The 24,411-nt window shown below is 44.8% G+C and carries 21 protein-coding genes; 5 read left to right on the forward strand and 16 right to left on the reverse strand.

Annotated features, from left to right (window positions below; all coding sequences use genetic code 11):
- Positions 1–3: 3 nt before the first annotated feature.
- Together ptsP and rppH are read right to left on the reverse strand one after the other, a co-directional pair.
- Positions 4–2,253 (reverse strand): phosphoenolpyruvate--protein phosphotransferase, encoded by a 2,250-nt coding sequence (gene ptsP, locus A142_RS20315; RefSeq protein WP_019820560.1) that lies wholly within the window; start codon positions 2,251–2,253, stop codon positions 4–6.
- Positions 2,254–2,255: 2 nt separating this feature from the next.
- Positions 2,256–2,774 (reverse strand): RNA pyrophosphohydrolase, encoded by a 519-nt coding sequence (rppH, locus tag A142_RS20320; RefSeq protein WP_017059335.1) that lies wholly within the window; start codon positions 2,772–2,774, stop codon positions 2,256–2,258.
- Between the two features lie 616 nt (positions 2,775–3,390).
- Here rppH and mutH point away from each other — a divergent pair.
- Positions 3,391–4,056, forward strand: a complete 666-nt coding sequence (gene mutH, locus A142_RS20325; RefSeq protein ID WP_032545311.1) for a DNA mismatch repair endonuclease MutH — start codon at positions 3,391–3,393, stop codon at positions 4,054–4,056.
- A gap of 89 nt (positions 4,057–4,145) precedes the next feature.
- On the opposite strand, the gene A142_RS20330 is transcribed toward mutH, so the two are convergent.
- The 8 genes from A142_RS20330 to xerD all read right to left on the reverse strand — a co-directional run bounded on the left by A142_RS20330 (position 4,146) and on the right by xerD (position 13,598).
- Positions 4,146–4,457 (reverse strand): DUF6482 family protein, encoded by a 312-nt coding sequence (locus tag A142_RS20330; protein WP_004735016.1) that lies wholly within the window; start codon positions 4,455–4,457, stop codon positions 4,146–4,148.
- A gap of 214 nt (positions 4,458–4,671) precedes the next feature.
- A complete protein-coding gene (locus tag A142_RS20335) occupies positions 4,672–4,923 on the reverse strand; it encodes a hypothetical protein (RefSeq protein WP_004735015.1) in 252 nt (83 codons plus the stop codon).
- Between the two features lie 567 nt (positions 4,924–5,490).
- Entirely contained in the window at positions 5,491–6,825 is a 1,335-nt protein-coding gene (gene vpsR, locus A142_RS20340; protein WP_019820565.1) for a cyclic-di-GMP-binding transcriptional regulator VpsR, read from the reverse strand.
- 271 nt (positions 6,826–7,096) lie between these two features.
- Positions 7,097–8,629, reverse strand: a complete 1,533-nt coding sequence (lysS, locus tag A142_RS20345; protein ID WP_017059330.1) for a lysine--tRNA ligase — start codon at positions 8,627–8,629, stop codon at positions 7,097–7,099.
- 98 nt (positions 8,630–8,727) lie between these two features.
- Positions 8,728–9,826, reverse strand: a protein-coding gene (gene prfB / locus A142_RS20350) for a peptide chain release factor 2 (RefSeq protein ID WP_102300662.1) whose coding sequence is annotated in 2 segments (ribosomal slippage) — positions 8,728–9,750 and positions 9,752–9,826 — 1,098 coding nt in all. Because the reading frame shifts where the segments join, the coding sequence is not laid out codon by codon here.
- 235 nt (positions 9,827–10,061) lie between these two features.
- Positions 10,062–11,798, reverse strand: a complete 1,737-nt coding sequence (gene recJ, locus A142_RS20355) for a single-stranded-DNA-specific exonuclease RecJ (protein ID WP_017059329.1) — start codon at positions 11,796–11,798, stop codon at positions 10,062–10,064.
- Positions 11,799–11,877: 79 nt separating this feature from the next.
- Positions 11,878–12,657: a thioredoxin fold domain-containing protein gene (locus A142_RS20360; RefSeq protein WP_019820569.1), complete on the reverse strand. Its 780-nt coding sequence runs from the start codon at positions 12,655–12,657 to the stop codon at positions 11,878–11,880.
- A gap of 26 nt (positions 12,658–12,683) precedes the next feature.
- On the reverse strand, positions 12,684–13,598 hold the full coding sequence (gene xerD, locus A142_RS20365; protein ID WP_029405309.1) for a site-specific tyrosine recombinase XerD: 915 nt from the start codon (positions 13,596–13,598) through the stop codon (positions 12,684–12,686).
- 150 nt (positions 13,599–13,748) lie between these two features.
- On the opposite strand from xerD, the gene fldB reads away from it, so the two are divergent.
- Positions 13,749–14,270, forward strand: coding sequence for a flavodoxin FldB (fldB, locus tag A142_RS20370; RefSeq protein WP_019820572.1), 522 nt, complete (start codon positions 13,749–13,751; stop codon positions 14,268–14,270).
- Between the two features lie 138 nt (positions 14,271–14,408).
- Here fldB and brnQ read toward each other — a convergent pair whose 3' ends face one another.
- On the reverse strand, positions 14,409–15,722 hold the full coding sequence (brnQ, locus tag A142_RS20375; RefSeq protein ID WP_019820574.1) for a branched-chain amino acid transport system II carrier protein: 1,314 nt from the start codon (positions 15,720–15,722) through the stop codon (positions 14,409–14,411).
- A 314-nt stretch (positions 15,723–16,036) separates the two neighbouring features.
- Here brnQ and A142_RS20380 point away from each other — a divergent pair, with 314 nt between their 5' ends.
- The gene (locus A142_RS20380; RefSeq protein ID WP_019820576.1) at positions 16,037–16,765 is read left to right on the forward strand and encodes a tRNA1(Val) (adenine(37)-N6)-methyltransferase; all 729 of its coding nucleotides are present in this window, start codon (positions 16,037–16,039) and stop codon (positions 16,763–16,765) included.
- A 107-nt stretch (positions 16,766–16,872) separates the two neighbouring features.
- Positions 16,873–18,138: an ATP-dependent RNA helicase SrmB gene (gene srmB, locus A142_RS20385; RefSeq protein ID WP_017059323.1), complete on the forward strand. Its 1,266-nt coding sequence runs from the start codon at positions 16,873–16,875 to the stop codon at positions 18,136–18,138.
- Positions 18,139–18,253: 115 nt separating this feature from the next.
- On the opposite strand, the gene yaaA is transcribed toward srmB, so the two are convergent.
- On the reverse strand, positions 18,254–19,030 hold the full coding sequence (yaaA, locus tag A142_RS20390) for a peroxide stress protein YaaA (protein WP_019820578.1): 777 nt from the start codon (positions 19,028–19,030) through the stop codon (positions 18,254–18,256).
- A gap of 208 nt (positions 19,031–19,238) precedes the next feature.
- On the reverse strand, positions 19,239–20,666 hold the full coding sequence (locus A142_RS20395) for an alanine/glycine:cation symporter family protein (protein ID WP_032545312.1): 1,428 nt from the start codon (positions 20,664–20,666) through the stop codon (positions 19,239–19,241).
- A gap of 709 nt (positions 20,667–21,375) precedes the next feature.
- Here A142_RS20395 and A142_RS20400 point away from each other — a divergent pair.
- A complete protein-coding gene (locus A142_RS20400; RefSeq protein ID WP_017059319.1) occupies positions 21,376–21,564 on the forward strand; it encodes a DUF3545 family protein in 189 nt (62 codons plus the stop codon).
- A gap of 152 nt (positions 21,565–21,716) precedes the next feature.
- Here A142_RS20400 and A142_RS20405 read toward each other — a convergent pair whose 3' ends face one another.
- The 3 genes from A142_RS20405 to nfo form a co-directional block, all read right to left on the reverse strand.
- Positions 21,717–22,268: a hemerythrin domain-containing protein gene (locus tag A142_RS20405; protein WP_017070073.1), complete on the reverse strand. Its 552-nt coding sequence runs from the start codon at positions 22,266–22,268 to the stop codon at positions 21,717–21,719.
- An 86-nt stretch (positions 22,269–22,354) separates the two neighbouring features.
- Positions 22,355–23,035, reverse strand: coding sequence for a uracil-DNA glycosylase (ung, locus tag A142_RS20410; RefSeq protein ID WP_019820584.1), 681 nt, complete (start codon positions 23,033–23,035; stop codon positions 22,355–22,357).
- Positions 23,036–23,432: 397 nt separating this feature from the next.
- Positions 23,433–24,341 (reverse strand): deoxyribonuclease IV, encoded by a 909-nt coding sequence (nfo, locus tag A142_RS20415; RefSeq protein ID WP_019820585.1) that lies wholly within the window; start codon positions 24,339–24,341, stop codon positions 23,433–23,435.
- Positions 24,342–24,411 lie beyond the last annotated feature (70 nt).

Raw genomic sequence — 24,411 nt, forward strand, 5'->3', positions numbered from 1 at the left:
ATCCTATTTTTTACCTGCTCGAATGAAGCCTGTAAATTCACGCTCTTCGAAATAGTTCAGCATCATACTATAGATGTCACTACCATACGGTTTTGAAAGTGCCTTATTTGCCAAATCCTGTAATTCAGCCAAGTTCGATTGACGAATCAAATATTTGGTTCTTGCGACATTCGAGGTATTCATACTTAGCGTCTCATACCCCAATCCAATCAATAGCAGCGCGCCCATCGGGTCACCGGCTAACTCGCCACAAATACACACAGGTAATTGATATTGCTTACAAGTATCATGAATTTGTTTTAATGCCATGATCACCGCAGGGTGCATTGATTCATAGACATCGGATACTCGTGAATTGTTCCGATCAACCGCTAATAAATATTGGGTTAAGTCGTTGGTACCGACTGAAACGAAGTCGACCTTATCCGCAATCAGCGGCAGTATGTACAGCATGGATGGCACTTCAATCATGATACCAACGCGAGGCATACGCACTCGGTTATCAAGCTCATGCACTTCGTCATACGCTTGTTCAATCAGTTGTAGCGCGTCATCCAATTCCTGAGCACCAGAGATCATTGGCAGCAAAATGCTCAAGTTATGGCTTTCACAACTCGCACGTAGCATGGCACGCAGTTGAATAATGAAGATATCCGGATGATCGAGCGTAAAACGAATACCACGCCAACCAAGGAATGGATTGTCCTCTTCGATAGGAAAATAAGGTAAGGCCTTATCACCACCGATATCGAGTGTACGCATCACCACTTGTTTCTCAGGGTAACTTGCCAGCACAGAACGATACTGCTTGAATTGTTCATCCTCTGACGGGAATCTTTGCTGTAACAAGAAAGAGATTTCAGTTCGATACAGCCCTACTCCATCAACACCTTGGTTGATGGCGATGTTAGTGTCTGCACTCAAACCCGCATTAAGTAGAATCTCTACTTGCTTGTCGTCTTGCGTTTTTGCCGGTAGGTACAGCTCGCGATTGACCATAGAGGAGAGCTCACTCTCTTCTAGAATCAGCCCTCGATACTCTTTAAGCAGGTTTTTAGTCGGCTCAATAAAGATCTCACCGCTATACCCATCCACAATCGCTCGCTTGCCATTAGCTTGAGCTAGATTGAGATTTACCCCCATGACTGAAGGTATGCCAAGCGCTCGAGACAAAATCGCTGCATGCGAGTTCGCCGCCCCTTCCAAGGAAATAACAGCTAATAGCTTTTCTTTTGGAATAGACGCTAATACCGAAGCGGTTAACTCACGAACCACTAGAATAATCGGCTTATCTAATGTGCGGAGTTCATGTTCAGAGTTGTGGAGGAAATAGAGCAACCTTTGTCCGAGCTCTCGGATGTCTTGTGCTCTCTCACGAAGGTACACATCAGACATACGAGCAAAGCGGTTCGAATAGCTCTCAACCACTTGTCTTAATGCCCAATCGGCTTTATCGCCTTTCTGAATTTGACTCTTTAGATCCTTACGCAACATAGGATCGTTGAGTAAGTGAGTAAACAGGTCAAAGATCGCTAATGCGTCTTTATTGATTTCGCTATCTAAGCGCTTTCGCATGCGCTTAAAGTCATTGAGGGCATTTTCAACCGCTACCGCCAACAACTCATGCTCTCTCTCTACATTGAGCGTCGAAGCAGGATAAACATCGGTAAGTTCAGGCTGGGTGTTGTCCCACCATAAATCACCAATCGCCACGCCCGATGAAGCTGCAATACCTTTAGTCGCAGGTAGCTTCTGTTGCTCTAACAGCCAATGGCCTTGAGTTTGGGCGTGCGCCACAATAACGGCAAGTTGTGCTGAGAGCGTGACAAGGAAAGATTCTTCCATCTCACTGAATAAACGCGGAGTCTTCTGTTGAATGACCAATACACCGAGTACTTGCTTGCGGTGGATAATCGGAGTACCGAGAAAAGAGTGATAGACGTTTTCTCCAAGCTCTGGAAAAAACTTATAAGCAGGGTGAGCAGATGCTTGTGCAAGGTTGATAGGTTCAGCACTTCTTTTAACAAGGCCAACCAGACCTTCGTCAAAACCAATGTGAATGCTATTGCCTTTGAAGATCAGGCCTTGAGTTGCCATCAACTCAAGGCGCTGCATATCATTATTTGCCAAATACACGGTGCAACATTCCGTCTGCATCGCACTGCATGTCTCTTTCACCAAAATATCAAGAGCCGTCGACACATCTTCAACTCTTGATACGTGTTCAACTATTTCCCTTAGTTGACTGAGCATGCTTAACCTCTACGCAATTTGCGCTTTCCTTTTATTTTTCGCTCTTTAAACGGCATTGCTAAAGATGCGAACTCTTTCATCGCTCGACGGTAAACATCTCGCTTGAAAGAAACAACTTGTCGAACTGGGTACCAGTAACTCACCCAACGCCAACCATCAAACTCAGGTGTACTTCCACGCTGCATATTGATATGCGATTCATCGCAATCTAAGCGCAAAAGAAACCACTTCTGTTTTTGTCCAATACAGACAGGTTTAGAATCCCACCGAACCAGTCGTTTGGGTAGCTTATAGCGTAACCAATGACGACTTGTCGCGACGATCTTTACATCCTTTTTAGTAAGGCCAACCTCTTCATACAACTCGCGGTACATTGCCTGTTCCGGAGTCTCACCTTCATCTATTCCCCCTTGAGGAAATTGCCATGAATGTTGCCCGTATCGTTTAGCCCAGAAGACCTGACCATGGTTGTTACAGATTACAATACCAACATTTAATCGGTAACCATCGCCATCTATCACTGGCCAACCTCTATCTAAATTTTTAATTACTCTGATTTTTCCACATATCCCCAATCGGAGCAAACTTAGTGACGTGATAAGCGCTATATTTATGAATAATAACTAAAGGTATGGATAAGTTTTGCTCAAATTCTAGTTACCCACACAATAGTGAGACATAGACCACATTTATTCACCTTTTCTGTGAATAACTATGTGAAGAATTACCCGCAATCGTTTTTTTTAATCCATAGATTCATCAACACAAAAAACGACAAATCAATAAAACTTAATTTATCTTCATATAAATCAATCAATTAAAATAATATCTTAGTTTTAAAAAACATTGGAAATGTAAAAGATCTTTCAGAAATTCGAAATGGTTAAAGATCAACCACTCCGATGTTTATCCACACTACCAAGTGAAAGATTCATTTTGAACCCCATTTGGCAAGCATTTTATCCACCATAAACCCCTGTTTATTTATCCACTAAATTAATATTTCAATTAATTACCTTTATGTCCTGTGGATAACCCTGAGTTTGATCCCTTTTCTCGCAAGGAGATCATTTCTTAACCAGTCGTCATTTGGTGATAACTTCTGATAAAATCGTTTTTTTGATCATACCTTTTATTATGAAACCAGAACCACAAACACAACAAGAGCTGTTAGAGCGCGCGTATGCCATCGCCGGAATGACCTTTAAAGAACTCGCCGACGAAGCCGAGATGCGGATGCCAAACGACCTTAAGCGTGATAAAGGCTGGGTTGGGCAGTTATTGGAATGGCACTTGGGTGCACCTGCAGGCAGCAAGCCAGAACAAGATTTTGCCAAGCTAGGGATCGAGCTAAAAAGCATTCCGATTGGCTATTCTGGCAAGCCACTCGAAACCACCTTTGTGTGTGTCGCGCCTTTGATGGGTGTGCAAGGCATAACTTGGGAAACCAGCCACGTTCGAAACAAGCTGTCTAAGGTGTTGTGGATCCCTGTCGAGGGAGAAAGAGAGATCCCGCTAGCGGAGAGGCATGTAGGATCCCCTTTATTATGGACACCTAGCCAAGCTGAAAACGAACTCTTGAAAAGAGATTGGGAAGAACTAATGGAATTGATCGTGTTAGGCAATGTTGAGCAAATAACTGCAAGACACGGTGAAGCACTGCATTTACGTCCAAAAGCTGCCAACAGTCGAGTGTTAACCGAAGCTTACGGTGCAAGTGGAAAACCTATCAAAACTAAACCACGTGGTTTCTATCTACGAACTCAATTCACCCACAAATTGCTGACAACACATTACGCATAGATCGTTTAATCAAGCCTCTGTAGCGAAAACTATCAATGCGTTACAAAAGAGCCTGCAATTAGAATCAATCTCTAGAAACAAACGCTCTCTTAATGAGGTTTAAGCGCCAGTTCAATGTCACAGTAGCTTTGGCTTGGCTCATTACCAAACTCATCATACGCGTTATGTAGGCGAAGATACGCCTTTTCAAAGCCGAGCCGGAGTAACTCCTCTTTCACTTGATCCAAGGATCCAAAGTGAAGCGGCTCGCCGTCTTGCTTTACCGGTTCTAGCTTGTGTTTGTACTCCACCGCCAGTAGATATTCTGAGATATCAGAACAGCCTATAACGTACACTTTTGGAGTTTGATAAGAGTCTTTATGCTCTCCATGTAACCACATGTCTAATTGATGCTTCTGCATAGCCAGCCTCCCTTGCTCTATAAAGCTTAGTAGAACTCTTTTCCTTTACTAGAGAACAACTTAAAAAAGCATAGATAACGGCTTAAAAAAGCAAAAAAGAGAAGCAAGAGCTTCTCTTATTTGACCAGTTCTAGTTCAAAAGTTTGCACTTTCGACGCCATAACTATCACTGTTACTTATCTTAGGGGTTGAACGGTGCTATCAACCCCGCAGATTACGTCGGTATTCGCGCACTTAGGACACGACGAAGGTGACGTACTCGACGTTCAATAGTGACAACTTCTGGTTCAGAAAAACCAATAGGTCGACCGTCAGCCTCAAGACCAATATCTCTTAATAAGTGAGTATTGTTCCATGGTAGATCATATGAACTACGACGAACTTTTCGTTGCCATTCACGCTCTTCACGACGAAGATCGGCACGGATAAGGACTGTTGCTAATTTTAAATATACTGAGTGACGCATAATAACTCTCCAGTTGTTGAATAAACTGAGGAAAAATAGCGTGTTAGATAGTATGAGGGCTTCTCACTTAGCTGCTATTTTTCCGCAGCCAAATAAGGGTACGGATCTATTAGTTAGGTTTATCTTGGGTGTTTCGATCGGCCATGGCTGATGTGAGTGACATATCAGTCACCATGTCAGTACACGGATCAAACGACGCGCAAATATGCTGTATAAAATCGAAATGTTTCATTTGCGCCTCCAAACTAACTAAAAAATCCAAAAAAAATGGGGAAGTAAAAGCAGACAAGTCTTTGTTAAATCGTTGCTTTCACGGTTAAAGTCTAACCAAGTGAGTATATTATTCAACCGCTAATTGGTTAACATTTTTAAAACAATGCATTCGCCTGAAATATCAGTTGCATATTCATTTGTATATAACATATTCACTATGATTATATAAAATCACAGCATATCTCTCTTAGGGTCGAACCAGAAAACAACGGACTATCCTTCAGAAACAAAAAAGCCACATAGATACGTGGCCTTTAATTTACGGTGACTGAATAAAGTCATGTAGAAAAGAGTCTAAACAACCCCTTCAGAGATTAGGCTGTGTTTATTGAGCAAGCGGTACATCGTCGCTCGTGATACACCGAGCTCCTTAGCTGCCAACGAAACCTGACCACCGTAAGATTCCAAAACAATTAACAGTGCATCGCGCTCTGAGCGTTCTCGAATACTCTTCAAGCTTCGGCGTTCATCATTCTGTTTCGGTAAATCCAGTTGGTGCTCCTCAATGATCACAGCATCAGACATCAACACAACACGCTTAATCTGATTCATCAGCTCACGCACATTTCCAGGCCAATGGTAGCGATTCATCGAACGGATAGCATCGCCTGAGAAGCTCTTCGCTTGAGCATTAAACTCTTTCGAGTACTCACGCAGAAAATGATTCGCCAGTACTGAAATATCGCTCACACGTTCTTTTAAACTCGGAACATGAATACGCAGAACATTGATGTAGTGATAGAGCTCTTCATTAAAATCGCCCTCGATCAACGCCTTCTCGATATCAGAGGAGTTCGCGGCCAGAATACGCACATCAACGGATTTAGGTCCATTAGCGGTTTCAATCTTGCCTTCTTGTAAAAAGCGCAACAGATTCAGTTGTTGATTGCGTGGCATCGCTAAAACATCATTAAGCAAGATGGTTCCGCCATCGGCTTCTTCCAACATACAAGGCGCTGTCGCTGGCTGTGCTGAGATACCAAAGACCTCGGCCTCTATTCTCATTTCAGACAAGGCACGGCAGTTAACCGTTAAAAATGGCTTCTGTGCTCGCGACGAGTTTTGATGAATCGAGCGTGCAATCGTCTCTTTACCAGCCCCACTCTCGCCATAAATCAAGATACTGACATCAGTCGGCCCAATACGCTTCACTTGGTCTCTCAAGCGCTTCACAGCCACAGAGTCGCCCAGCAGGCCCATATTGTTGTTAATGCCGTAGTTTGGCCATACTTTCTGCTCAAGCTTAAGCATACCCAGTTGGTGACCAATGGTACTCAGCAACTGAGCATCTGGGATTGGCGCCGTGAAAAAGTCGATACAGAAGTTAACGATAAACTGGCAGATAGTATCAGAGCTTAATTGAGACTCACGGATAAAGGCGAGCCATCTTACCTGCTTGTTATTGCTCACAAGGTTAGCAATACCGTTGAGACTGAACTCATCATGACTAAGATCGACAATACCAATACATGGGCCAATATCAGCAATCAAGGCATCGGCTTTTCGTAAATCTGCACACTGGGTACACTGCCAACCCACTTGTTCTAACACTGATAACCAGGGTTCGTACGCACCACCAACGACGATAAGAGAACCTGGTAAGGAATCCATCTTAAATTGAGTTCCCATCCTTCTTCCTTATTCTATTTTTATTTAAATCAGGCTAATACGAGTCACTGCTTCATCGTTCGACAAAATGCCGCGAGATCGTATTCAGCGCAGAGACGTATAGTAGTGAGACTATCTTAGATTTTATGTCTCAATAGTAAGACTATGTCAGAAATAACGATTTTTCGAATCAAGAGTGCGGTACAGACTAGGTTTTGAAGCCCAAAAACAGAAAAAGCCACCCGAAGGTGGCTTTTTAATTACATAGGCTGTTACGCCCTATAAGCGAGAATTACGCTTGTGGACGCATTGCCGGGAACAAGATCACGTCACGGATTGTGTGCGTGTTTGTGAATAGCATTGCAAGACGGTCGATACCGATACCTTGACCTGCTGTTGGCGGTAGGCCGTGCTCTAGTGCAGTAATGTAGTCTGCATCGTAGTACATAGCTTCATCATCACCCGCGTCTTTCGCGTTAACTTGCGCTTTAAAACGCTCGTCTTGGTCTTGTGCATCGTTAAGCTCAGAGAAACCATTCGCTACTTCACGGCCACCGATGAAGAACTCAAAACGGTCTGTGAAGAATGGGTTGTCATCGCTACGGCGTGCTAGAGGAGAGATGTCCGCTGGGTAGCCAGTGATGAATGTTGGTTGAATTAGCTGAGGCTCAGCCGTTTCACCAAAGATCTCTTCTAGAAGCTGACCACATGTCCAGAACGTTTCTACGTCTACGTGTACAGATTTTGCGATAGCAACCATCTTCTCACGGTCTTGTAGGTCTGCTTCTGTTAGCGCTTGAATCTCAGCGTGCTCAGGGTTGTAGTGCTTGATTGCATCGAACATGCTCATGCGAGCGTAAGTGCCACCGAACTCAACCGTTTCGTCACCGTAAGGCATAGAAGTAGAACCAAGAACGTCCATTGCTGCCGTGCTTAGCATCTCTTCAGTCAGATCCATAAGGTCTTTGTAGTCAGAGTACGCTTGGTAGAATTCCATCATTGTGAATTCTGGGTTGTGACGTGGAGATAGACCTTCGTTACGGAAGTTACGGTTGATCTCGAATACACGATCAAAACCACCAACCACTAGACGCTTAAGGTAAAGCTCTGGTGCAACACGTAGGTACATGTCGATGTCTAGTGCATTGTGATGAGTGATGAATGGACGTGCAGTTGCGCCACCCGGGATCACGTGCATCATTGGCGTTTCAACTTCTAGGTAGCCTTTCGCGCTCATGAAGTTACGGATTGAAGATACAAGCTTAGAACGCACGATGAATGCATTGCGAGAATCTTCGTTCACGATTAGGTCAACATAACGCTGACGGTAACGCATCTCTTGGTCAGTTAGACCGTGGAACTTCTCTGGTAGAGGACGAAGTGCTTTAGTCAGCAATTCAAACTCTTCCATGTTCACGTAAAGGTCACCTTTACCTGATTTGTGAAGCGCACCTTTAACACCGATGATGTCACCGATATCTAGGCCTTGATACTTCTCTTTCAGTACTTTTTGTACGTCTTTCGCTGCGTATGCTTGGATACGACCAGAAGTTTCTTGAATCGCAAGGAATGGACCACGCTTCGCCATAACACGACCAGCGATCGCAACGATGTGGTTAAGCTCTTCTAGCTCTTCCTTAGTCTTCTCACCGAACTCCGCTTGAAGATCGCCAGCTAGGTGCTCACGACGGAAGTCATTTGGGTGACCGTTAGCTTTACAGTTTTGGCGGATGTGATCCAGCTTGCTGCGGCGCTCAGCGATTAGTTTGTTCTCTTCAGGTGAAGAAGCTTCTTGTGCGTTTTCGTTTTGAACAGCATCAGTCATTAGAGATGTACCCTGCTTTTAAAATTTGGACCGCTATATTTTTGCAAATATAGGCATTTTTACCAATATTATTGGTAAAGCTTAATAGTTGATAAAGCTTACAGACCTGATTTCAGGCTAGCTTCAATAAACTTGTCTAAGTCACCGTCAAGAACCGCTTGAGTATTACGGTTTTCGATGCCAGTGCGTAAATCTTTGATACGAGAATCATCCAATACGTAAGAGCGGATCTGACTGCCCCAACCGATGTCTGATTTCGTTTCTTCGCTCGCTTGTTTTTCAGCATTTTGTTTTTGAATCTCAAGTTCAAAAAGCTTAGCACGTAGCTGCTTCATCGCTTGATCTTTGTTCTTGTGCTGCGAACGGTCATTCTGACACTGAACCACGGTGTTAGTTGGAACGTGAGTAATACGTACCGCTGATTCCGTGGTGTTTACGTGCTGACCACCTGCGCCAGAGGCTCGGTATACGTCAATACGTAAGTCAGAAGGATTAATGTCGATCGTAATGTTGTCATCAATCTCAGGATAGATAAACGCAGATGCAAATGAAGTATGACGACGACCACTTGAATCAAATGGTGACTTACGAACTAGACGGTGAACACCAGTCTCTGTGCGTAACCAACCGTAAGCATACTCACCGGAAATACGTACCGTTGCGCCTTTAAGGCCAGCAACATCACCATCAGACACTTCGATAACTTCAGTCTTGAAGCCTTTCGAATCTGCCCAACGTAAGTACATACGCAACATCATTGAAGTCCAGTCTTGAGCTTCTGTACCGCCCGAACCAGACTGCAGATCGATGTAGCAATCTGATGCATCGTGATCACCAGAGAACATACGACGGAATTCCAGTTTCTCTAGCTTAGCTTCAAGCTCGGCTAGTTCTGGTTCAATTTCATCGAATGTTTCTTGATCTTCTTCTTCAACCGCAAGCTCTAGCAGGCCATCAACATCCTCAACACCTTGGTCAAGTTGGTCGATCGTTTCTACTACCGCTTCCAATGCAGAACGTTCTTTACCTAGCGCTTGTGCACGCTCAGGTTCGTTCCATACATCCGGTTGTTCTAATTCTGCGTTTACTTCTTCTAGACGCTCTTGCTTAGCGTCATAGTCAAAGATACCCCCTCAGGATATTTGTGCGCTCAGACACATCCTGCAGACGGTTTTTTATAGGATTGATTTCAAACATTTTAGCTCATCATTTATGAGTAGAATTTAACCGGAGAATTGTACTCAAAAGTGTGACGGAGATACAGAATTTTTTAGAGTGGCGAACCAAGATTCAACAACTTAATGGGATATAAAATTGACAGGCAGAAAAAACACGTAAAATTTGTAAGGGCAGGAAGGAAAACAAGCCCTGTTTTTGAACAGAGCTTGTTGAATCTGGCGCTATAGGATGAGCATTATTGAGCCCAAAATAACTATTTGGCTTCGATATGATCAATCATCAGCTGCAACGATTGGTTGCCGCGAAATTCGTTGATATCGAGCTTAAATGCAAGGTGAACGGTTTTCACCGAGGCATCTGGCCAGCGACGCAAATCCACGTTAAAGGCAATACCGTCAATCATCACATTGGTTGGATGACCTTTGTATAGCGGCTCAAGCATCAGCTTAAGGTGCTTTTCACCCACCAACTTTTGGTGCAGCACTTTAAATTCACCGTCGAAGATTGGCTCAGGGAAAGCTTGTCCCCACGGGCCACCTGAACGCAGCGTTTCAGCAGTGTGCATCGAGAACTCTTCTGGTAACAGCTCTCCGTCAGACAAGATAATGCCCTTCAGTGCTGTTTCTCCAAGTTCATTCTTCACCACATCATTGAACAGCTTGCTGAAGCGTTCAAAATCCTTTTCCATGATCGTTAAGCCAGCAGCCATTGCGTGGCCACCAAACTTAAGAATCAAGCCTGGGTTTTGAGTGTCGATACGGTCTAGCGCATCGCGCATGTGCAAACCCGGAATCGAGCGACAAGAGCCCTTAATGCTTCCTTCGCCACCATCTGCAAACGCAATCACTGGGCGGTGGTATTTATCTTTGATACGTGAAGCCAATATACCAATCACACCTTGGTGCCAATCACGTTGGAATAGGGCTAAGCCAGACGGTAGGTCATCTTTACCAAATTCAAGGCGCTCACAAAAAGCCATCGCTTCTTGTTTCATGCCCTCTTCGATCTCTTTACGGGTTTGGTTCAAGCCATCTAATTCACTGGCCATTCGACGCGCGGCGTGAATGTTATTGCTCATCAACAACTCAACACCAAACGACATATCATCCAATCGGCCTGCCGCATTGATACGTGGGCCAAGTGCAAAACCAAAATCAGAAGCGACCAAACGCTTAGCGTCTCGCTTAGCAATTTCAATCAAGGCCTGAATACCCGGGCGCGCTTTGCCTGCACGGATACGCTGCAAACCTTGATGAACCAAAATACGGTTATTTTCATCGAGTGGTACCACATCCGCAACAGTACCCAGCGCCACAAGGTCAATCAGTTCCATCAACTTAGGTTCTGTCATGCCGCGCTCTGCAAACCAACCCAACTTACGCATGTGAACACACAATGCCATCATCAGATAAAAAGCGACACCAACACCCGCTAGGGCTTTCGAAGGAAAAGCACAGCTCTCAAGGTTTGGGTTAACCATCGCATCGACCATTGGCAGTTCATTGCCCGGCAAGTGATGGTCGGTAACCAGAACCTCTAGTCCTTTCTCTTTAGCGAAACGAACACCTTCAATAGAAGAGACACCGTTATCAACCGTCATGATCACTTCGGCGCCAAGCTCGATTGCCTGTTCGACAACCTCAGGGCTCAAGCCATAACCATCTTCAAAACGGTTTGGTACCAGATAATCGACGTTAGAACTGCCCAACATACGTAGAGCAAGTACGGACAACGCTGAACTGGTTGCGCCATCGGCATCAAAGTCACCAACAATGATGATGCGTTTTTGCTGCTGAATGGCCTTGAACAACAGTTCAACCGCAGCATCAATGCCACCCAGTTTTTGATAAGAGTGCAAGCCTTTCGCTGCTGTCTCTAGTTGGTCAGCACTGTCGATTCCACGACTCACATAAATACGCTTTAATAAGTCAGGTAAGTGAGCAGGTAAGACTGAAATGTCGACCTCTGGACGGCGTTGGATCTCTATCATATAAAAATGGGCCCGATATCAATCAGGCCACTCCTTAAATCAAAAACATGGGGGATAAATGGCAATACAGAAAACGAGATTATTGCTCTAAACGTTGAAGAAGTTGTGCTGGCGGCAAGTAACCACTCACCAACTCACCACTTGCTAGTACGATAGCCGGTGTACCATTGATACCAAGCTCACGACCCAATTGGTATTGTTTAGCAATGATCGGCTTCTGCTCTGCTAGGTCTTTACCAGACGCTGGCATTTGACGATTTACTTTAGCGTCATGCATAGCTGTTTTTGGATCATCTGACGCCCAGATTGCCGCCATTTGATCAGCCACTTGTCCTGTCGCGCCTTGACGCGGGTAAGCCATGTAACGAACGGTAATACCCAGATCGTTGTAGCCCTGCATTTGGCTGTGCAGACGAACACAGTAGCCACAGGTAATATCCGTAAATACCGTCACAACGTACTTTTCGTTATCAGCTTTATATTCGATAACCGTATCCGACATTGCTGCTACTTTTTCAGCATTCAACGGAGCTTGACGCTCAGCCAAAACATCACTGAACTTGCCGTTGTCATCCAAAGAGTAAAGTGTACCGGCTAGAAAATGGTCGCCCTTAGGAGAAGAAAAGATAATGCCGCTGTTGGTTTGAACTTCTAAAAGACCATCGATATCCGAAGGAACAATCTTATCGACCTTAATGCCGATCTTTTCAAAACGCTTAGTTAACGCTGCAGTATCAATAGCTTGAGCAGGAGCAGCTTCTACGGCTGTTGACGTTGTTTCTACTTTCGCTTCTGATGCATTACATGCAGTAATCATAAGAGGAAGCGCTAGTAGAGGAAGACGGCGTAATACGCTCATTAAGTTCACCTTAAAAATAAATGGATTTAAGCACGTGGGTGATGCTGCGCGTGAATTTGCTTCAGCCTTTCAGTCGCCACGTGAGTATAAATTTGGGTTGTCGATAAGTCACTATGCCCAAGTAACATCTGTACGACCCTGAGATCTGCGCCATAGTTCAGTAAATGCGTCGCAAAAGCGTGTCTCAATACGTGGGGTGACAACAATTCTGTGTCGATACCGGCGACGAGCGAGTAGTGCTTGATACGATACCAGAACGTCTGACGGGTCATTTGCTTGGCGCGTTTACTCGGAAAAACCACATCAGAACTGTTTTCACCGAGTAGATGTGGACGACCTTGTTCAATAAAAGTCTCTATCCAATCCACCGCATTTTCGCCCATGGGTACCAAGCGTTCTTTGCCACCCTTACCAATAACACGCACCACGCCCTGTCTTAGGCTGATGTTTTCCATCGTCAAGCTAACCAGCTCTGTCACACGCAAACCGGTTGCATAGAGTAACTCAAGCATCGCCTTATCGCGAAGCTCAATCGGATCGTTCGGATCTGGCGCATCGAGCAAAGCGTCCACCTGCTCTTCGCTCAAATCTTTCGGCAAGCGTTGTGGCAGCTTCGGGCTGATCAACAAGGCACTTGGATCATCACCTCTGATTTTCTCGCGGTGTAAGTATTGGAACAAGCGACGAATCGCCGACAACATACGGGCACGAGAAGTCTGCTTAAAATCAGCGTCAACTAACCAGCCTTGATAATCCTGTAACCCTGAAAGGCTGATGAAGTCGAGGCGGTAATTGTTCTTTTCCATCCACGCTAATAACTTGGACAAATCGGTACGGTACGAAACCAGCGTATTCTCCGATAATCCTCGCTCCATCCACATAGCATCTAAAAACTGCTCAACGAGACCGTGGTCTGCGCTCTGCCCTTGAGGCGACTGCATAGTGTTACTCACAATATTGGAAACTATTTTGAGAGTATGTCAGAGCAAATATGAATGCCATAAAAATTACGACTTGAGCGGATAATCGCTGCAATCGAAGTCGATTTATGGTTAGAATTCGCCATCTGAAATTAAAATCGAACGTTTGCTATGAAAATTGGATTATTTTACGGCTCAACCACCTGCTACACAGAAATGGCAGCAGAGAAAATTCGCGGCATTATTGGTGAAGACCTAGTTGATATCCATAACGTGAAAGAAACCCCTCTTTCATTGATGGCGGACTACGACCTTTTATTGCTGGGCATCTCGACTTGGGACTTCGGTGAAATCCAAGAAGATTGGAATGAACTGTGGGAAGACATCGCAACAACGCCAATGAAAGGCAAGGTTGTGGCTCTGTTTGGTTTAGGTGACCAAGAAGGCTACGGCGAATGGTTCCTTGATGCGATGGGTCTGTTGCATGATGAACTGAAAACCGCTGGAGCAGAGTTTGTTGGCTTCTGGCCAAACGACGACAGCTACGAGTTCGAAGCGTCTAAAGCGTTAACGGAAGACCAATCTCAATTCGTTGGTTTGGCGCTTGATGAAGATTCACAATACGAGCTTAGCGATGACCGTATCGCAAGCTGGGTTGAGCAAGTACTGGTTGAGTACAGCGAAAAGCTATAACCAAACAGAAGTACACCTAACTAAGTAGCTAAGTAGCTGAATATAAAAAGACCACAGAATACAAAAAGGCCTCATTGCTGCGAAGTAATGAGGCCTTTTCTATTTCATCTCGAAGGACAATCTAATCTCAACGGAAGATTAAACAGTCTCCTCAGCCATCTCTTGCTCTGTTGATTTACCAACGAAGAACATACAGATGATTGCAGCAGTCGTTGGAAGCAACCAACCCATACCGATCTCAAACAGTGGCAGCATCTTAAGTGCAGACACGTCTACACCCGCTACTTTAGCGCCATCAATAAGAGCAAACAGCAGTGACACTAATACTACTACGCGGTAAGCCGCTTTTGGATTAGGGAAACGGCTACGCAAGAATGTCAGAGCAACCAACGCGATAGCGACTGGGTACAATGCAAATAGTACTGGAACAGACAGAGAAATCAGTTGAGAAAGACCAACGTTCGCAACAGTTGCACAAGCGACACCGTTGATGATTACCCAAGTCTTGTAAGACAGAGGCGTTAGCGAGCTGAAGTAATCAGAACATGCTGACACAAGGCCAATCGCCGTAGTTAGACACGCTAACAGTACGATCACAGAAAGCACTAGCTGACCAGAAGGACCAAACAACGATTGAACGTATAGGCTTAAGATCGCGCCGCCATTGTCGGCACCGGCTGCGACTGTTGCACTTGTTGCGCCTAGGAAGAATAGAGAGATGTAAACAAACGCTAGACCCGCTGCGGCAATACAACCCGCGCTAATTAGGTACTTAGTCGTCGCTGCACGGTCAGTAATGCCCTTGCTACGAATCGCATCAACAATCAGCATACCAAACATCAATGAAGCAAAAGTATCCATGGTGTTGTAGCCTTCAAGGAAACCTTTGGTCAGAGGTTGAGTGATGTACTCACCGTGAGCCGCAAGAATATCGCCTTGAGGGTTAACGAATACAGCAATCGCCAGTACAACCAAACCAACAAACAGTGCTGGTGTTAGTACCTTGCCAATGACGTCAATAAGCTTACCTTGCGACCATGAGAAGAACATCGCTACTACAAAAAATGCAATCGAAAAGAGAGTTAGGTGAGCTTGAGAGGCATCGATGAAGAACGGTTTCACCGCCATCTCATAGGCAACAAGGCCGGTACGTGGTGCAGCAAATGCAGGACCGATAATGATAAAGATCAGTACAGCCATGATGGTTGCTGCTTTCTTAGGAAGATCTTTAGTTAAGTGACCCCAAGAGCCACCAGCCACTGCGACCGCGACGATAGTGATTAACGGCAGACCAACGGCAGTCAGCAGAAAACCAGACATCGCTGGAAGGAAGTGATCACCAGCTAATTGGCCAGCTAGAGGTGGGAAGATGATGTTACCCGCACCCAAGAAAAACGCAAAAAGCATAAAGCCCAATGCCATTATATCTGTTAGTTTTAGACTCTGTTTCACAGATAATCCTTAATTATATTTATGAATTTATGTTGTGCTTACATGAATGTTACAGCTCAAAGCTGCCAATCAATCTATAAAATAGTCGCGCATAATGACGAAACAACTGGCTAGCTGCAAGCCACCACACAAAAACACCATATAAATTTGCATATGAGAACAAAAAGCAGTGGATTCCACTAGCTATAGAAAAATAGCCACAATTATAAACTAACCATAATTCACAACAATAGTTTCTCAAGCAGAACATTGATCCATACAAGCGATTAACATTAGAGCTAATCACTTAAAATATCTCGATACTCAGAACATTAATGAAAGACAAAACCGTGCAAACTAAAAGCTTCAATTTTAAGCAATTCTCAATTTACGGCGGGAAAAGCGGTATGCCAGTCAGTACCGATGGCGTATTACTTGGCGCGTGGGTAAGCCTGCCACAAAGATCATGTGTACTCGATATTGGAACAGGGACAGGTCTGCTGGCCTTGATGGCTGCGCAGCGTTTTGAAGATGCTTCAATCTCTGCGATAGATATTGATCAACACGCCATTGATGCTGCCACAGTCAATATTGAGCAATCGCCTTGGCCAGATCGTATCTCCCTTCATCACGGCAGCGTGTTAACAGCCGACTTTCCACAAAGGTTTGATGCTATCATCTGTAACCCGCCCTACTTCAACTCTGGAGAACAGGCGCAACAAAGCCAAAGAGCCACCGCCAGACACACCGACAGCTTGGCTCACCTAGCGCTTGCACAGCGTTGTTTTGAGCTAACCACTGAATTCGCGACTGCCAGTTTCATCCTACCGACGCCTGAGGGGGAAGGTTTTATCAAGCTTGCCAAGCAATGTGGTTGGTATCTAGCAAAACGCCTTGATGTGAGAACAACAGACAAGAAACCGGCTAGCCGAATTCTATTTGAGTTATCTAAAGATCCTGCCTGCGAGCAAGATTTGCAGCGCGAATCGCTTACAATTCACCACCAAGGTGGTTATAGCGAAGCATTTATTGCGCTCACTAAAGATTTTTATCTCAAGATGTAGCAAATACCATGTGATCCTAATCACTAATGCTTCTATAATGTCCGACTACTCTTTTTTATCGTCTGCTTTTTGAGGCAGAAACATTTATTGCTTGTGGAGAAACAACAGTGATCAGAACCTTTGCAGAACTCGATCTAAACCAAGAGCTGCTTAAAGCAATTGACGAAATGGGCTACGAACGTCCAACACAGATACAAGCTGAAGCAATCCCACAAGCGTTAGATGGAAGAGACGTTTTGGCTTCTGCGCCAACAGGTACTGGTAAAACAGCATCATTTGTATTGCCAGCACTGCAATACCTACTGGATTTCCCACGTAAGAAATCTGGCCCTGCTCGTATGCTTATCCTGACGCCAACGCGTGAGCTAGCAATGCAGATCACCGAACAAGCACGTGAGCTTGCTAAATACACTAGCCTAAATATCTTCACTATCACGGGCGGTGTGATGTACCAAGAGCACGCAGATATCTTAAGCACAACTCAAGATATCGTAGTAGCAACACCTGGCCGCTTGATGGAATACATCGAAGGCGAGCGTTTTGATTGTCGTGCAATTGAATGGCTGGTTCTAGATGAAGCCGACCGTATGCTAGACATGGGCTTTGGCCCTGTTGTTGACCGTCTGTCTGCAGAGTGTCGCTGGCGTAAACAAACTTTACTGTTCTCAGCAACGCTAGAAGGTAAAGGCATTGAAGGCTTCACTGAAGATCTACTTAAAAACCCAGCGGAGATCGATGCGAAATCATCACTTCGTGAGCGTAAGAAGATCACTCAGTGGTACCACCGTGCAGACACAGCAGAGCACAAGCTGAACATCCTAAAGCACGTCATCACAGAGCAAGCTGAGCGCAGCATCGTGTTCTTGAAGACGCGTGATCGTCTAGGTGATCTACGAGCTCAACTTGAAAGCGCGCAAATCCCATGTGCATGGATCCAAGGTGAAATGCCTCAAGATCGTCGTAATAACGCGATTGCTCGTTTCCGTGACGGCTCTGTAAACGTACTACTAGCGACTGACGTTGCGGCGCGTGGTATCGACCTTCCAGACGTAAGCCACGTAATCAACTACGACATGCCACGTACGGCTGACGTATACCTACACCGTATTGGCCGTACGGCTCGTGCTGGTAAAAAAGGTAACGCGGTTTCTATCATTGAAGCGCACGATCAACTAATGATTGAGCGTGTGGCTCGTTACACAGACGAACCAATCAAAGAACGCTTCATCGAAGGCATGCGCCCTACGCATAAGAAAGCGGCCGTGACTAAGAAGAAGAAGCCGAAGAAAGAAGATAAGAAAGCGGTAGAGAAACAAAAAATCGCGAAGAAGAAAAAAATCGCGAAGAAAAAGAAAGCAGCAAAGAAGAAGTAATCTACCAGCTTCAACGATTCAATAAAAAAGCCCCATGCAGTTCGCTGCATGGGGCTTTTCTCTATCTGGTCTGTTATCAGGCTAAAACCGAGAGCTACTCGTTAGCCAAGGACTACTAGTTTTGCTCTTCGCGCTTAAAGACAAGCTCTTTCGCGTTCGACTCTTCTTCAACGAAGTAGTAGCCCGCCGTATCAAACTGGGTCAGCGCCTCAGCCGAGTCGATCTTGTTCTCGATGATGTAGCGAGCCATCATGCCACGCGCTTTCTTCGCGTAGAAACTGATCACCTTGTACTGACCGTTCTTGCAGTCTTTGAAGACAGGGGTAATCACTTGGCCATCCAAGTTCTTCGGCTTCACGGCTTTAAAGTATTCGTTCGACGCTAGATTGATCAACACATTATCGCCTTGAGCATTCAATGCTTCATTCAGCTTGTCTGTGATGATGTTGCCCCAGAACTGGTACAAGTTAGTACCACGAGCATTGGCTAAGCGTGTCCCCATCTCTAGGCGGTATGGCTGCATCAAATCCAACGGCTTAAGCAAGCCATATAACCCAGAAAGCATGCGCAGGTGGTCTTGTGCGTAGTCAAAATCTTCATCCGATAGCGTTTCAGCGTCTAGGCCAGTGTATACATCGCCCTTAAAGGCTAGGATTGCTTGGCGTGCGTTGTCTTGGGTAAAGGTCTCGCTCCACTGCTCAAAGCGCGCTACGTTCAACCCTGCGATCTTATCGCTGACTTTCATCAGTGCAGAAATATCTACTGGCGTCAGTTTGCGGCACTCTTCAATCAGCTCAGCAGAGTGTTCAACAAACTCTGGCTGACTAAAGCGTTCCGTCGCTAATGGTGATTCGTAATCAAGTGTTTTGGCTGGAGAAACGACAACTAACATAACTTTACCCTAATCGGTTATCTAACTGGATGCTGCTAGAGTATAGAAAAAACATCAACTTGTCTTTATGACTCTTCCTATTACTTCGATAGGGAGAATGAGCTTCGATAGACAGAATGAGACAAATGACAGGCAAAGAAAAAGGCTAAGGTCGAAACCTTAGCCTTTCTAATCACTTTAGGATGAGCTGTTTATCGCTCCAACAAGATTACTTCTTGTTGTTGTCCCAAATACCGTCTTCCAGCTGAGACTTAAGCTCTGGGAAGTCATTCGAATCGAATGTTGGTACTTTACCCGCGTCTAGTTGGCGGTTGTAGTCTTTCGCTAGCTTAATCACGATACCTGATAGCAGGATAATCGCCACCAAGTTAACAATCGCCATTAGGCCCATCGATACGTCAGCCAGAGCCCATACCGTTGGTAGAGTTGCTAGAGAACCGAACATAACCATACCCAGAACAACGATACGGAATAGCACTAGGCCTTTCTTGTTGTTGTGCTCAAGGAAGATAAGGTTCGTTTCAGCGTACGAGTAGTTTGCAATGATTGAAGTGAAAGCGAAGAAGAAAATCGCTACCGCGACAAAGATGCCACCCCATTCGCCAACTTGTGCTGTTAGTGCACGTTGCGTTAATTCGATACCCGTTACTTCACCGTGTGGTACATACTCACCAGACATCAGGATGATAGCTACTGTTGCTGAACAGATAACAATGGTGTCCATGAACACGCCTAGCATTTGCACGTAACCTTGTGATGCTGGGTGCGGTGGGTAAGGCGTAGCAGAAGCTGCTGCGTTTGGCGCAGAACCCATACCCGCTTCGTTCGAGAACAAACCACGTTTGATACCGTTAATCATCGCTTGTGCGATTGCGTAACCCAAGCCACCCGCTGCTGCTTCTTGCAGACCGAATGCACTCTTGAAGATAAGAGCCAGTACTTCAGGCACTTTCTCGATGTTCGCGAACATCACGTACATAGCGATCGCTAGGTAAGCCAATGCCATGATTGGAACGATGATTTCTGCTGTGCGTGCAATCTTACGGATACCACCGAAGATAACGAATGCAGAGATGATTACGATACCCACACCAACGTAGCTACGCTCAAGGTCGAATGCAGTGTTCATTGCGCTTGCAATCGCGTTCGCTTGAACCGCGTTGAATACAAGACCAAATGCAATGATTAGGAAGATAGAGAATAGAACCCCCATCCAACGCATGCCTAGGCCTTTCTCCATGTAGTATGCAGGGCCGCCGCGGTAGTTACCGTCGTTATCACGCGTTTTGTATAGCTGTGCCAGTGTGCTTTCTGCAAACGATGTTGCCATACCTAGCATTGCGATTAGCCACATCCAGAAGATAGCACCAGGGCCACCAGCGGTTAGTGCTACAGCAACACCTGCCATGTTACCCGTACCTACACGAGCAGCGAGACTAGTACAAAGAGCTTGGAAAGAAGAGATACCAGCACTGTCTGCTTTACGGCTGTTTCTAAGAACAGAGAACATGTGGCCGAAATGGCGGAATTGAATGAAGCCTAGTCGTACAGTGAAGTAGATACCCACACCAACCAGTAAGTAAACTAAGATAGATCCCCAAAGGAGATCGTTCATCAAATTGATTAAGTCTGTCACGTGAACCTCGTAATTGAGTTTAAGCACCGATCATGCTTCCTAGCCTTCCTCTTAATCGCCTATGCCTCTGTCAATGTTGTGTCGGCACTCTTGTTATATTCTTGCGGCGATTGAGACTGTAAATGTCGCTTCATGCATCCATTTTACGTATCAGTGTATTTTTTGACGGGCGGATAATGCAGCGAGACGGCCTAAAAATCAATATGCAAATGCACTTATATTAAAATGACATTTCACTAATAACACACCTTTTGTTAACACAACTTTCAACAATGCAGCCCAATAAAAGTCACATTATCGGGACATAATATCAACAACAGCCACGGCACTACCCCAACAAGAACATCATCCTATAAAAATGACGTCAGCCTAGGTTTTACAAGGTATAGTGAAGATCTTCGTTTTTTTCTAGGCCAATGAGATCCCTATACCGCACGGCTCCATATACACCTCAATGCATTGTAGTCAAAACGCTATTCCATTCGCACAATGAATTAACATTCAATAACCCCCAATTTAATCGTTTACTTAGGTTTGTTTGCTTGTTTTTTATACATAATAATTCTCACAATGTGTGAGCATGCATAAGAAAATAGAACAAAAGCTTCATAGATTTGAAACAAATGAGAAACAAATCAAAGTTATTGTGAACCTAAATATGATATTTATTGGTTCGCAAGAACTAGTCCCACGGAAGGAGATATGGCTTATGGATAGCTTTCAATTCGATGAAGTATCAGAACTAGAAATGCCTCGTGTAACTCAAAAATCACGCTCGAAACCACTCAAGCGTAAGTGGCGTGAAATCGAAGCCATCAACGATCGTAGGCAGCTTGAGAAAGAGCTGAGAGAGATGAACCTAGGTCTTGATTTTAGCCTTGACGATATAAAGCTTTAATCAGCACGATAAGAAATCAGATAGCAAAAGGCACCTATTTAGGTGCCTTTTTTATTGTTTGAGGTAGTTAATCCGCTCAAAGCGCCATTTGGAAACCAAACCTCTAATATAGAGGACACCTAAAAATAGGTGCGTTTCAACATTAAAACAGGCTAAACGCACTCTTGTTCATTTTGTCGAACCCGAGCCGCGAGTTGGCGATATTGATCGGCGATGGTCTCTCCAAAAACAGGGTCATCTTCCGGTTGAAGCCATTGAGACTCCACTTCTTGCCAATCCTTCACCGTGAACGCCTCAACAATCATGGGTAGCACATGCTTCTCTTCATATTCCATGTGCTTTCGCTGAGCTTTAACAAACGCTTCAAGCTGCTCAATAAAGACTTGCTGAGGAACCACCGCATCTTGAAGGATCATATCGACCAAACCTAAAAAGTCCGCCGTTTTCTCAGAAAGCAATTGATGCTCTAACTCCAAGTCTTCAATCGCTTGCTCGCTGCCATATTGCTTAAGATAGTAGCGATAAATGACGTCTTCTTTAGGGTGATGCACTTTGTCTGAATGGTTCATAAGGTAATGAACCACCTCTGCGATCAGGCTATAGTTTATTTCTCGCTCCTGTTTCAGAAACTCTAACTTACTGTTGAGTATCGCGAGTAAGCGAGCCATATAGCCATGCTCTCGTCTTATCCTTTCAATCATCATAGTATTGCACTCCGTTACACCTACTATTCATAAGTGTATACGAATATGCTGATTTATGATTTGACCCTGCTCAGAAAACCACCAACCTACACTTCTGTTGGTAAACGCCAGTCAATAGGTTGTTGATCCATAGAAGAAAGCAGCTTGTTGGTTGTGGAGAAGTGCTGACAACCGAAGAAGCCACGGCGTGCCGATAATGGCGATGGGTGAGGTGAAACCAACACATGATGCTTGTCGTCATCAATCGCTTGGCCTTTCTTCTGGGCGTGTGTGCCCCACAACAAAAAGATGATCGGTTCAGAGCGCTGATTGAGCTCAGCAATAATGGCATCAGTAAAGGTTTCCCAGCCACACTTAGCATGTGAGTGTGCTTTTGCCTCTTCGACTGTAAGGACAGTGTTCAACATCAACACCCCTTGCGATGCCCAAGAATCGAGATAACCATGACTAGGAATCTCAAAGCCCTCTATATCTTGTGCAAGCTCTTTGTACATATTGCGTAGAGAAGGTGGGATTTTCACACCAGGAAGCACTGAGAATGCTAAGCCGTGAGCTTGGTTAGCACCGTGATAAGGATCTTGCCCTAAGATAACCACTCGCACGGACTCGAAAGGCGTCATATCAAAGGCACTGAACACCTGTTCTTGTGGCGGGTAGACGGTTTTGCCACTATTACGTTGCTGTTCAACAAACGCGAGCACACTCTGAAAGTACTCTTTATCACGTTCATCATTATTAATGGATTCCCAAGTCTTTGGTGCGCTCATCGTTTTACTTCCCAATCATCAAGGTTTCTAGCGGCTTTCGCCAGACAAAAAAATAGCTGTATCGGCTAACTGTCCTAAATAGGGCTCTAGTTATACCTCATACAGCTATCAATAAACATGATGTGTAGGGTTCACTTGTTGATGAATCATAATAATCAGTTCAAGTTGTGTTTATCTCGATTAACCACTTTTCTGCTGTGTACGATGGTGTCCGTGGTTATGCACGTGACGGTTTGGTGTAGGTAAACGGCGTGCGACAGCAATAGTTGAAGTTTGGGTGATTGAATACATAAAGGCACCTCCTCTAAGACATCGTGAACTACATATTCACTTTAATACTATGAAAGAAAGGTGCCAGTTATTAGAAATAGACGGAAATAAATTTTCCCCTCTATTATTACGCTTCTTCGCTCGCTAGCGTTGCTGAGCGATGAAATATTCTAAGTTGTTGAATTTCCTCTTTCCATATGGTCGAATCAATGGTTTCCAAGATAAGAGGGATACCATTAAAGCGAGAATCAGAGGCAATATACTCAAAACAATCCCAGCCAATTTCGCCTTTTCCCAAAGAATGGTGTCGATCGACTCGGCTCGCGAACTCAGCTTTTGAATCATTGATGTGCATTGCTCTTAGATAGTGCATACCCACGATGCGGTCGAACTCAGCAAAAGTATGCTCACACGCCTCTTTTGTACGTAAGTCATAACCAGCAGTAAACGTATGGCAGGTGTCTAAGCACACACCCACACGTGACTTATCTTCTACCTGCTCGATAATCTCGGCTAGATGTTCAAACTTCCAACCCAGATTAGTGCCCTGCCCAGACGTATTCTCGATCACTGCGATTACGTCAGGTACCGCTTGATGAGCTAGGTTGATCGATTCAGCGATCTTCGCCAAACATTCGCTTTCTGAGATTTTCTTCAAATGACTCCCAGGATGAAAATTTAAAAGCGTTAATCCTAGTTGATTACAACGCTCCATTTCATCAATAAAAGCCGCGCGTGATTTCTCTAGCTTCTCTTCTTCTGGTGCTCCTAGGTTAATCAGGTAGGAGTCATGAGGAAGAATGTGTTCAGCACCGAAGCCCAACATTTTGCAATTGGCTTTAAAGGCACTAATGGTTTTCGCTTCTAGCGGTTTTGCCGCCCACTGTCTCTGGTTCTTGGTAAACAGTGCAAACGCATTGGCTCCTATTTCTCGTGCACGCATAGGCGCCTGATCAACACCACCAGCAGCCGAGACATGAGCGCCAATAAACTTAATATTTGTTTCCGGTTTTGAGGATGAATTATTGTTTGTCATTAAATCACTTTACACTTTCAGAATGCTTAATAAATAAAGGGTCGTATCGGTTGCAGTTCAATAAAAACAC

This window comes from Vibrio splendidus 12E03, from assembly GCF_000272105.2.
In the GTDB taxonomy this organism is placed as follows: domain Bacteria; phylum Pseudomonadota; class Gammaproteobacteria; order Enterobacterales; family Vibrionaceae; genus Vibrio; species Vibrio splendidus_I.